This window comes from Acinetobacter schindleri CIP 107287, assembly GCF_000368625.1.
Classification (GTDB): Bacteria; Pseudomonadota; Gammaproteobacteria; order Pseudomonadales; family Moraxellaceae; genus Acinetobacter; species Acinetobacter schindleri.
The window spans coordinates 1-10,464 of the sequence record NZ_KB849588.1 but is presented as its reverse complement, the minus strand read 5'-3'; the positions used below and the strand labels follow the sequence as shown (position 1 = coordinate 10,464).

Below are 10,464 nucleotides of genomic sequence, written 5' to 3'. Positions count from 1 at the left end.
GGTTCCGGAATTAAACCTTCCTTTTCATAAAACCTAATTGTTAATACTGAACATGAGGTTTTTTTAGAGAGTTCACCAATTTTTAAATGCATTGAGTTAGTATTTCCAAAGATTCTTGACTCTATAGTAACTATAGGGATTCTAATATTCAAAGTTTATAATTTTTTTAATGGGTATAATTATGAGTGGTTGTGGATGTAGTAAAGAAACACCATGCGAAGATAAGAAATCTCAACAAGAAAATCATCCATCAATTGCAGAAGCAAACAATTCAAAGAATTGTGATAATACGCTTAGCTGTTGTGGTGAAGAGGAAGAAAAAAAATCTTCATCTCCTTGCTGTAACACTTCAAACAGTTGTGAAGATACCGCTCAATCCTGTTGTGGTTCTGATCCCAAAGAAAATTTAAGCACTGAAGACGTTTTAAAAGATTCGCACTACATGAGTGAATACTTAGTTCCCAAAATGGATTGTTCTGCGGAAGAACAGATGGTTCGTATGGCGCTATCTTCAATTGATGGTGTTCAAAAACTCATCTTTGATTTACCTAACCGTTCTTTAAAGGTTCTACATAATCAAAAAGATGAAAATATAACCACCAAACTTGAAGCTTTGGGTTTTGGTGCAAAGCTTGTGAAGACTGAAACTTATATAAGCAATCAACAGGCTAAGCAAACAAGTACCTACACCATTCCTAAAATGGATTGCTCTGCTGAAGAGCAAATGGTCCGTATGGCTCTTGCAGATATTGAAGCAGTTAAAGGTCTTACTTTTGATCTTCCCAATCGAAAACTGAAAGTCTTCCATAATGAAGGGATTCAGCAAATTACGGCTAAACTCGAAGGACTGGGTTTTGGGGCGAAACTTGATGAAACACAGCTTTCTACAGGCGATATACCTAATGAACCTGATCCTGTGAGACAAGCTAAAGTACTTAAACTGTTATTAGGCATTAATGCTCTACTGTTCTTTATAGAATTCATCAGCGGAATTATTGCTGCGTCTACAGGATTGATTGCTGATTCTCTAGATATGTTTGCCGATGCAGCCGTTTATGGTATTGCGCTATATGCCGTCGGAAAAGCTGCGAAATATCAAGTGAAAGCAGCCCATTTCGCAGGTTGGATTCAGTTATTACTTGCTGTCATCGTGATTATTGATGTCATTAGACGATTCATGTTTGGAAGCGAGCCAGAATCAACGCTCATGATTGTTATTGGCCTGCTCGCACTTATAGCTAACGTGACATGCTTATATCTTATTTCTGGTCATCGAGAAGATGGCGCACATATGAAAGCCAGTTGGATTTTCTCGGCGAATGACGTTGTCGTAAATATGGGCGTTATATTTGCCGGTGTACTCGTGGCGTGGACGGGATCAGCTTATCCAGACTTAATCATTGGCATACTGGTTTCTTTATTCGTACTTAATGGTGCCCGAAAAATTTTGGCTTTGAAGTAAGAGTATCGAAAATGAATCTATTTGGCACTGTTGCAAATAACCACGAATGGTAAGCTGAAGACTGTTTTAGCTAAAGGTGCAGCATATGAATCCTTTCCATGGTCGGCATTTTCAGGGCGAAATCATTCTTTGGGCTGTGCGCTGGTATTGTAAATATGGCATTAGCTATCGTGAACTGCAGGAAATGCTGGCCGAACGGGGTGTGAATGTTGATCACACGACTATTTACCGTTGGGTTCAACGTTATACGAATCTAAAAATGGGAGCCTATAGCTCCCATTTTTATTGTTAAACGTTGAATCCTATATGTTTTCCTGTTGGAAGCTCTACATCAATACGGAGCTTCCCACCCATTGCCTCAACATACTTTTTCATGGTTGAAATCTTAAGATCATTGCCACGATTTTCTATTGCTGAAAGCGATGGCTGTTTTATTCCCAAAGTTTCAGCAAGCTCTTTTTGAGAAATTTCGAGTTCTTCACGAATAAGATGAAGCTGATTTTCTAGCAGTAATTCATCAGCCATTTTTTGAATACGGGCTTGGCTCTCTGGAGAGCGGCTAGCTAACAATTCTTGCAGAGTCTTAGCCATTAGATTTATCTCCTAGGGTAGTGAGATGAAGTTGGTATTGTTCATCTGCAATATCCAGCATGTCTTTATAAAAACGCTTTTTACCGCCTTTATCAGCAATACATAGAACAATAGCCTGTCGTAAGGGATCAAATGCGAAGAAAGCTCTTAAGGGTCTACCGCGATGTTGAACACGCAGTTCTTTCATATTGGTAAATTTAGACTCATACACAGTATCTACTAAAGGACGGCCTAAACTCGGTCCCTGCTGCTGTAGAACAACCAGGGCAGCTAGGACCTTCTCTTGTGTAGGTTCATCTTGCTGTTCAAGCCACTGATTAAATAGATCTGTCGTAATGACTGTCCACATACCACAACCAAAATATAGATTATAGTCTATATTTTAGGGGCATTATGTTTGTTTTGCAAATGAAAAAGGATAAGCAATAAAAAACCCCGGTATCCTGCCGGGGGTTTCTATTGTTACTTGCTGCGCTTTTGTACCCTTTGGTCCATGTGCAATAACTTATAATTTTTGTTTTATGTTATGGAACTTCCTGTTCCTGATGAGTTCATCATAGGAAAACTCCAGTTTTCAGAATAGCCGCAAATAGCCGATATTCTTGTGCGTTCTAACCTACAAAATAGCCTAAATTTTATCCACAGCAATTGGGGATAGTTTCGCAACCTAGAGCCGCATGAAATGGGCACTGATCCCAAGATTGATCATTTCTTAATCAATTTTCTTGGCAAAATGTTACAGATCCGCTTAAAAACTCACCAACTTATTACAAAAGCCAATTTTTGTGCGTTTTGTGATCAGGGTGAAAATTTTAAGTTATTGATATTTATATTAATATACAAGTGTACTTCGTATAATCGCCATTATGTTAAATGACAATGATTTTAGTTGATTATTCATCCTTATAGCTTTTGAAAACTTGCAGAACTTTTCTTAATTTGTAATCCTTGCTGCCAAGGGTGCCTAGCTAAGCTAAGGCAGGTATTTGTTGTAGTCGGGCCGCTATAACAGGATGAAGAGTACCTGTATGTTTAATCTAAATATTTTTAATAAGATTTCTACTGAAGTCTTAACCTATAAGAATGCCCTTGAACTGAATTCAGAGAATCAATTAATCATAAAATATAAGACCTCCAGTTCTGATGAATATAGAAAAGCTATTGTCTTGATTCTAAAAGAGCGAGGATATAGTAGGTTGGAAATAGGGCAGTTACTTGAGAGTTAATTCTTAAGATTTCCTAAAATTAACATAGTACACCTTATACGAATTCCCAGAGCATGGCTTTCAGCCATGCTTTTGTTTATCAAAATAGTATAGATATATGAATTTTAAGATAAAGAAAAAGCCTTATAGTCTCTCCCGGAACTATAAGGCTTATAAATCGCTGTAATTTTTTTCTTAATTACCTACTTTTTTCCTCTATAGGTTATGAATATATTTTACCGATAGGTAAAAAACAAAGATATAAGACAAAAGATGAATATGCTAAGAATTCCGCGTAAAGCTTACTATGTTATTCACCAATTAAAATGTCTATGCGATAAACCATTTAAAATGTCCTGTTTTTAACTGCAAGAGTCAAGCACAGGATTTAAATTTCTTTGTTCAATAGCCGCTTTCTGAGCTTTACGACTCGGCATACTTTTCTTGAGACGGGAACGTTTATTTTGTTTTTCCAACTCTTCATGCTGTTGCTGGATATGCGCCAGAACCGAGCCTAATCTTTTATTCTCAACCACTTCATTCTGCTGTAGTCCAGCCAGTTTATTGAAGACACTATAGTTGATCTTCCGTCCTTCATGCATGATCGCCACAGTGCCATCCGGGTACTCCAGAAATGAAATGTATTGCCCAACAAGCTTATGATTCAGCTCTGTCGGTTCAAGCAGATAAATACACTTGTCATAGGTAATCGTCAGGTTCTTCGTAACCTTACGCGGTTCCTGCCAGGTAAAAATATCATCTAGTTCAAGATCAGATTCGGTTAATGGCCGATGCAGATTCTTTGAGTTTCGCGCACATTTGGCGAACTTCTGATTGAAATGCTCAATAAAGCAGGGCAACCATGCATTGGCCTCCGCAATCGAGCCGATGCCTTCTAGACGCATCTCCTTAATCAGACGGTCCTGAAGGGTTCTATTCGCTCGCTCTACGCGACCTTTGGCCTGTGGGGAGTTGGCAAAGATAATATCAATGTTTAACTCATTCAGAATCCGCCCAAATTGCGTGATCTTGCTATCTTGGCTTGATTTCTGATTGACCCGGAATACAGAGTGTTTATCGCTATAAAAGGCTAGAGGCTTTCCATATTGCTCAATGTAGGCTCGGGTTGAAAGCATATAATCAAAGGTTGTTTCCGCCTCACAAAAGCGCAGATGCAACAGCTTTCCAGTAGCATCATCGATATAAACTAATAAACAGCATTTAGCAGCCCGACCTTCAAACCAGTCATGATATGAACCATCAATCTGGATCAGCTCACCGAAGCAATCACGGTTATAGCGTGGCTGATAGGGACGTTTCAGGCGTTTGGATCGAGGAATCCAGAGCTCATTGGCCGTCATCCAGCGACGAACCGTTTCTACTGGGATATTCAGGTCAAATATGCTACTGAGCTTCTCATGCGCCAAGGTGGGACCGAAGCCCAGCAGATGTTCAGAAATAATGGAAAGGCACTTTGATTTTAACAAGTCATCATGGCGACGATGACCAGGTTGACCACGACTGGCATGCGCCAGACCTGAAACACCATCTTGATTGAGCTTGTGCAATAACCGGGTAATTTGACGGGTGGAAAGATTCAGGATTTCAGCAGCACGGACTTGCGTAATACGATGATCTCGAACGTCTTGCAGTACTGCAAGACGTTGAATTTCTTTGTCAGACATAGTGATCAGCATCTATATTTTATATCCAGTCCATGGTGATAAAAACCATCATAAACTAGACATTTTTATTGGTGAGAATATAGACACTTTAAATGGGTTCTAACACGTGCATTTCGTAGAAGAGATTTTATGTTAAATGAGAGCTAAAAAATGCCTGAATTATAGGCATTTTTTATAGTTTATATATTTTAAGTTGCATTATTTCTTTGAATAATTTCATGAACAGTTTTTAGAATTTGTAATGAGATTCCTATTGATGAGCCTGATGGGACTTTTAATGTGGAATCCTTTGATTGATGTGCTGGAGTTATTGCACGTTGTGTTAATACTCCTAAAGCAACACCTTCTTCATTGACAATAGGCCCTCCACTTGCACCACTATGCATCCCATTATCTATGTAAAAAACGTCAGTTTCTATTCTTATATTTTGGGAGTTATCATCAGCAAAAATACGACGAATATTTCCAATATAACCATGTTTAATTATTGGACCTGTCATATCTGCTAAGTATCCTTCCTCTCTAATTGCTTTAATAAACTTATCTGCACCAAATGATTCTGGATCAATAATTTTTTCAATCGAAAATGGTATATTAAGTTCATCTGAATAGCCTGCAACAAATACTCTTTGTCCTAGATTTACTGAATTAATACTTGCAGGTAGAAAGGGGAATTTGAAAGGTTGCTCTTCTTTTGGTCGTAATACAGCTATATCTAGCTGTATTATTTCTTTAAAAGATGGGACGTTAATTTCAAATGAGCAAAAAGATACTGCATATTCAACTAAAGGTAACTCGGGAAACTTTATCAAAATTCTTTGCTGTGGATGAGTGTAATCTTCTTTTTTTATAGGCATCCTACCAGTCACTACATGTGCAGCAGTAATAACTTCACCTGTATCCGTAAAGCTAAAACAAGTACCTTCACTTATAACTTCATCACCTTCAAAAACTGTCACATATCCACAACAGCGTTGGATTTTTTCATATAAATCTTTAAACATACTTTTCTCTTTTTTTTTAGCCGTACCCAATTTTCAGATATAAACTGAATAATTATGGTTTTTTCGCAATAATTTCCGTAGCTCTTTGATGTTCATCAAGCCATGTGGCAGTTGTAGTACAGCGATAGCTAACTAAAGATAATATTTTTTGGTAATCATCAGATAAATTGCGTGTAAAAATTGGTTCGTGATGTGCAATGCGGTTACGCAAGCGTCTAATTTGCTCTAATTCATCATAAATTAGCTTTCTTCTATCTTGGATACTTACCGATGTATTCATATTGGGAAATAGATCAGTAAGATATGGATTCCAGAAACGCTGATCATGTCTGCTTGTGAAAATACTTTGCCAAAATGCGAATTTCAGCTCAGGAATAACTTTTCCTGTTGTTCGCTGATTTAATCGAGCATTTATGAGATCTTTTTTAGGGCTAAAACCACGAGTAGGATTAGGTAAGCTTCGTTCAAAACCTGAAGACCAGGGCCATCTATCTCCATAAATATTTTCAATTGCTCTTGATACAGCATTCCGAATAGCAACTTCACATACATGCAAAGGAATAAGTAAGGCACCTGAAATATCTGCATTCCAAGCATATAAATTTAAGGCTTCTAAATTGTCAGGTTTCTTTCCACCAGTGGCATTTTCATAGGTTGAAATTCTTGCAGGTGAAATAACAATGGTTACAGCGTCTATTATTTTCTGATTTGACATATATGCATATAAACCTTATATTGAATGCACTAGCTATGGGATTTTGTTGGCTTGCCTCCCCCTGTAGACATACGATATCTTAAAAAACCCGCTTATGCGGGTTTTTTATTGCCTAAAATATAGGTAAGTAACCGATTGAATTATAAAAACTCTTACTTTTCATGTAATACATATATAGCAGAAATTATTTTAAGGATTTACTTTGGAACCCTGTCTAGAAAATATTTTTCACAAATACTTAATTACTGACTTAAATAGTAAAAATTATGCAAAAAATTTAACAAAATTAATTACGTTCTTCATATCTAAAGGGCGTTTTCTAGAAGCAAGATTTTATTTAGACCAGTTAGAAAAAACTCATAGTGGAAATATAATTTCTATTTGTTTGGGCTATAAATTAGCGATAACTCTTTTTGATAATCAGAGCGTAATTAAATATGATAACTTATTGTATTTAAATAGAAAAAATGATTTCGAATTGGAGTGGTATAGATTGCAATATTATTATTCAGTCAATAATATTCCGAGAATTAGAGAAAGTTCTAAGTTTTTATTATCAAACAGTTGCTTAGAACGCAATCACATAGAAACTATTTCGGAAGTTGTTTGGAATACTCATGATTATGAACTTACCGTAATGTTTCATAAATATGCCATAAAAAATAAGATTCGCTTTACTGATCAAATGGATAAATTGATTAGAAATATAGTTCTAGAGAATTTAAGAGATTTATTAGTGATGTGTAAAAATGTTTAATTTTCTTATAGTTAGGGTTTTAGAGTCTAATAGTTTTACTTTACCGAATACCATCATTTATGGTGATGTAGAATTGAGACCTGCTTCAGTTGATTCAGATAAAGAACTTACTGCATTAAAAGAATCAGCTGATGATCATAGATTGCAGTTTGATAAATACACTTATGCGGCAAGGATTTGTACGATTGTTTCTTCTGAAACAGTGCTAGAGGCTCTAAGCATAGCTGCTGATCGGTTCTCTACAATTCTGGATTTGAGCGCCAGTAAATTTCATATTTCTAATGTCGATGTTTCAGAGATCGGATTTGCTAAAAATTTAGCTTCAGGTGAACTACATCCTGTTAAAAGGTGGGGATTTAACCCATCAACATCTTTTGTTATGTCCCATGGAAATATTCAGAGGATGGATGATATTAACTATATTCTTGGTTTAGATTGTGAGCTAAGTCAAAGATATTTAAGAGCTTTACATTGGGCTAGACATGGTAGACATGAAAATAATAGTCAGTTAAAGATATTGTTTAATTGGTTTACGTTAGAAGCATTATTAAAAGAGGGAGAGTCTGATAATATTTCTTCAAACATATGTTTTTTAATGGGATTTCCTAATAATAAAAAAAGGTTAGAAATATCTGAACCCTTTCTAGCCAGTATATCTGATCATCCTAGATATGATTTTTGGAAGAAAAAATTAATTGAAGATGTAGATAAGATTCGAATTTTTCGAAATAACTCAGCTCATTCTGGATTTAGGATAGTTGATTTTTCAAAGCCAGTTCTGGCGTTATATAGTCAGATTATGATTTATGGAACCTCTAGGAGTTTGGGAGCTGTTCGGTTTGCATTATTAAACAATGTTAAGACGCTAGTAGAGTTCAAGGAAAATATAGCTAATATCTTTGAAAATACAGCGAGAGCTAATGATATACATGGGAATATTATTTATTCATTAGATCAAGTACTATTGAATGGAAACGATAGTTATTTGTAAGATTTCCTAAAATTAACATAATACACGTTATACGAATTCCCAAGGCATGGCTTTTAGTTATGCTTTTTTTTATCAAAAGAGTATAGCTGAATGATAGCGAGCCAAATCGCATACAATATCTATCATTAGACTTAATGCAATAATTAAATGATATTGTTATCATTAATCTAATAGAATTAAGATTAAATGATAGAAATGAATACACGTATTTATCTACGAGCTTCAACTAAAGATCAAGATGCAGAAAGGGCTTTGCAGATTCTTCAGGATCTAAACCAAAACTTGAATTTGGGCGAAACCATTGTGTACGTGGAAAACTATAGTGGTACGAAGTTAGACCGACCTGAATTGAATAAGCTACTGTCAGAAGCAAATCAAGGCGACACCTTGTTGGTTGAAAGTATTGACCGATTATCACGCCTAACCCAACAGGATTTTCAAGAGCTGAAGCGCAGGATCCAGGAGAAGGGACTTCGTTTAGTCGTAGCAGATCTTCCTACTACCTACCAAATGATTCAAACCAGTGACAGCATTACTCATTCAATCCTGGATCTCATCAACAATATGTTGATTGATCTCCTGGCAACAATGGCCCGCCTGGACAATGAGAAACGTATAGAACGTATTAAGCAGGGCTTGGCACGTTCGGGTTACAAGCCAACAGGTAAGAAAGCCAATGAGGCTAAGCACAAACGAATAAAAGAATTACTAGCAGCTGGCAATATGACTAAGGAAGAAATTGCCAAAGCAGTGAATTGTGGAGTTGCAACTGTTTATCGAGTTGCTAAAGTCATTTAAAAAGGCTTGTATCAGTGCTTCCCTTATGTCATATCTATTTACAAAGGAGCAAGGCATTTTTAAAGATCAAAAGACGGAATTAATGATGAAAAAGCATTTGATTTTCCTTGTTTTTATAGTGATGGTTTTTATTTTAGCTCTAGTTGTAAAGATTAATAATGATCATAAAAAACGGCAAGCATTAAACAAATTGGAACTAGTTGAAAAGCAAATCCATTAGGTATATGAATATTAAGATAAATAAAAAGCCCTATAGTCTCTCCCGTTACTATAAGGCTTATAAATCTCTGCAATTTTTTTCTTAACTACCTACTTTTCCGATGTAGGTTATGAATATATTTTACCTATTGGTAAAAACAAAGATATAAGACAAAAGGTGAATATGCTAGGAATTTCGCATAACAACCATTATGTTAAATCAGGTTTAAAACTTAATATCATGTGAATTAAAGTAGGTCGGATCAAACTCTATCTCTCCTATTTCATCCTCGATAATTTGCATGTAATCGTCATATCTTGGATGTTTGGGGTCTTGTAATGCATCTAAAATATCAAGATATCCAAAAATTCCTCCAATATCTTCAAATGGAGCATGATTTTGACCATCTATACAACATGGATATTTTTTATTTAAATCAGGAGATTGTCTGCTTTCTACAGTAATCAAATGTTCCCAACAATCGCCAAAATCATATGTATATATAATTTTTTTACCTACACGTAGAACTTCTTTCAATTTTTGTCTTTTATTGATCTTTTCATGCTTAATAGTCGTGAATTCATGTAAATGGCTATCTTCCCAATCAAAAGCAGATTGAATTGCCTTATGGAGCCTAGATAAAGTAGCTGCCGATGAAATTTGAATAGTTCTCCAGATTTCAGGATCACTACCTAGCAGACTAATTTTTAATTGAAAAACTTCATCAGAAGATTTGAGCTTTACAGTTCCCATAACAGCCTAGTTCTCAAAAAATAGTTTTAGTAAATCTAAAATTAACATAATACACCTTATACGAAATGCGTTATAATTCTCTTGAAAATTGAACGCTGTAGTTCCTAGTTGATAGCCCGAACATCCCTGTTCGGGCTTTTTTTATCTTTTTTAGTGTTCCACGCTTAATAAATAAGCAATGTTCCACGATTTTATTCAGTTTTAATAAACATCATCCGGTTTTTTGGTGAGTCATTATTTCATTGCTGGCAATGAAATTGGCTCATCAAAAAATTGGAGTCCTGGTTAACCATACGGAAGGAAA

The 10,464-nt window shown here is 35.8% G+C and carries 12 protein-coding genes and 1 pseudogene; 6 read left to right on the top strand and 7 right to left on the bottom strand.

Going from position 1 to position 10,464, the window contains the following annotated elements:
- A partial coding sequence (locus F955_RS17070; protein ID WP_004897605.1) for a MerR family DNA-binding transcriptional regulator occupies positions 1–92 on the bottom strand: 92 nt, incomplete at its 3' end.
- An 89-nt stretch (positions 93–181) separates the two neighbouring features.
- Between F955_RS17070 and F955_RS16005 the strand changes: the two genes are divergently transcribed.
- Positions 182–1,462, top strand: coding sequence for a cation efflux transmembrane domain-containing protein (locus F955_RS16005; protein WP_004897603.1), 1,281 nt, complete (start codon positions 182–184; stop codon positions 1,460–1,462).
- Positions 1,463–1,547: 85 nt separating this feature from the next.
- Positions 1,548–1,709, top strand: a pseudogene (locus F955_RS16000) (IS6 family transposase); the annotation flags it as partial.
- Between the two features lie 41 nt (positions 1,710–1,750).
- On the opposite strand, the gene F955_RS15995 reads toward F955_RS16000, so the two are convergent.
- A complete protein-coding gene (locus F955_RS15995; RefSeq protein WP_001140620.1) occupies positions 1,751–2,053 on the bottom strand; it encodes a helix-turn-helix domain-containing protein in 303 nt (100 codons plus the stop codon).
- Entirely contained in the window at positions 2,046–2,402 is a 357-nt protein-coding gene (locus tag F955_RS15990) for a type II toxin-antitoxin system RelE/ParE family toxin (RefSeq protein ID WP_004668307.1), read from the bottom strand. Before F955_RS15990 ends, F955_RS15995 begins: the two co-directional genes overlap by 8 nt.
- Positions 2,403–3,081: 679 nt before the next feature.
- On the opposite strand from F955_RS15990, the gene F955_RS16940 reads away from it, so the two are divergent.
- Positions 3,082–3,279 (top strand): hypothetical protein, encoded by a 198-nt coding sequence (locus F955_RS16940; protein ID WP_004897314.1) that lies wholly within the window; start codon positions 3,082–3,084, stop codon positions 3,277–3,279.
- Positions 3,280–3,620: 341 nt separating this feature from the next.
- Here the strand turns inward: F955_RS16940 and F955_RS15975 are convergent, their stop codons facing one another.
- The 3 genes from F955_RS15975 to F955_RS15965 form a co-directional block, all read right to left on the bottom strand.
- The gene (locus F955_RS15975) at positions 3,621–4,955 is read right to left on the bottom strand and encodes an ISNCY family transposase (protein WP_004897313.1); all 1,335 of its coding nucleotides are present in this window, start codon (positions 4,953–4,955) and stop codon (positions 3,621–3,623) included.
- Between the two features lie 176 nt (positions 4,956–5,131).
- Positions 5,132–5,947: a S1 family peptidase gene (locus F955_RS15970; protein ID WP_004889734.1), complete on the bottom strand. Its 816-nt coding sequence runs from the start codon at positions 5,945–5,947 to the stop codon at positions 5,132–5,134.
- A gap of 52 nt (positions 5,948–5,999) precedes the next feature.
- Positions 6,000–6,662, bottom strand: coding sequence for a hypothetical protein (locus F955_RS15965; RefSeq protein WP_004889732.1), 663 nt, complete (start codon positions 6,660–6,662; stop codon positions 6,000–6,002).
- A 202-nt stretch (positions 6,663–6,864) separates the two neighbouring features.
- Here F955_RS15965 and F955_RS15960 point away from each other — a divergent pair, with 202 nt between their 5' ends.
- The 3 genes from F955_RS15960 to F955_RS15950 all read left to right on the top strand — a co-directional run bounded on the left by F955_RS15960 (position 6,865) and on the right by F955_RS15950 (position 9,208).
- Entirely contained in the window at positions 6,865–7,419 is a 555-nt protein-coding gene (locus tag F955_RS15960; protein WP_004889731.1) for a hypothetical protein, read from the top strand.
- Positions 7,412–8,410 (top strand): HEPN domain-containing protein, encoded by a 999-nt coding sequence (locus F955_RS15955; protein WP_004889728.1) that lies wholly within the window; start codon positions 7,412–7,414, stop codon positions 8,408–8,410. The genes F955_RS15960 and F955_RS15955 overlap by 8 nt, the downstream gene beginning before the upstream one ends.
- 186 nt (positions 8,411–8,596) lie before the next feature.
- Positions 8,597–9,208 (top strand): recombinase family protein, encoded by a 612-nt coding sequence (locus tag F955_RS15950; RefSeq protein WP_004889724.1) that lies wholly within the window; start codon positions 8,597–8,599, stop codon positions 9,206–9,208.
- 424 nt (positions 9,209–9,632) lie between these two features.
- Here F955_RS15950 and F955_RS15940 read toward each other — a convergent pair whose 3' ends face one another.
- Positions 9,633–10,160 (bottom strand): plasmid pRiA4b ORF-3 family protein, encoded by a 528-nt coding sequence (locus tag F955_RS15940; RefSeq protein ID WP_000537572.1) that lies wholly within the window; start codon positions 10,158–10,160, stop codon positions 9,633–9,635.
- Positions 10,161–10,464 lie beyond the last annotated feature (304 nt).

Bases quoted from the DNA above. Each gene is read 5' to 3' on its own strand.
- F955_RS15995 (WP_001140620.1), bottom strand. From the start codon at position 2,053: ATGGCTAAGACTCTGCAAGAATTGTTAGCTAGCCGCTCTCCAGAGAGC.
- F955_RS15975 (WP_004897313.1), bottom strand. From the start codon at position 4,955: ATGCTGATCACTATGTCTGACAAAGAAATTCAACGTCTTGCAGTACTG.
- F955_RS16005 (WP_004897603.1), top strand. From the start codon at position 182: ATGAGTGGTTGTGGATGTAGTAAAGAAACACCATGCGAAGATAAGAAA.
- F955_RS15990 (WP_004668307.1), bottom strand. From the start codon at position 2,402: ATGTGGACAGTCATTACGACAGATCTATTTAATCAGTGGCTTGAACAG.
- F955_RS15970 (WP_004889734.1), bottom strand. From the start codon at position 5,947: ATGTTTAAAGATTTATATGAAAAAATCCAACGCTGTTGTGGATATGTG.
- F955_RS15955 (WP_004889728.1), top strand. From the start codon at position 7,412: ATGTTTAATTTTCTTATAGTTAGGGTTTTAGAGTCTAATAGTTTTACT.
- F955_RS15940 (WP_000537572.1), bottom strand. From the start codon at position 10,160: ATGGGAACTGTAAAGCTCAAATCTTCTGATGAAGTTTTTCAATTAAAA.
- F955_RS16940 (WP_004897314.1), top strand. From the start codon at position 3,082: ATGTTTAATCTAAATATTTTTAATAAGATTTCTACTGAAGTCTTAACC.
- F955_RS15965 (WP_004889732.1), bottom strand. From the start codon at position 6,662: ATGTCAAATCAGAAAATAATAGACGCTGTAACCATTGTTATTTCACCT.
- F955_RS15950 (WP_004889724.1), top strand. From the start codon at position 8,597: ATGATAGAAATGAATACACGTATTTATCTACGAGCTTCAACTAAAGAT.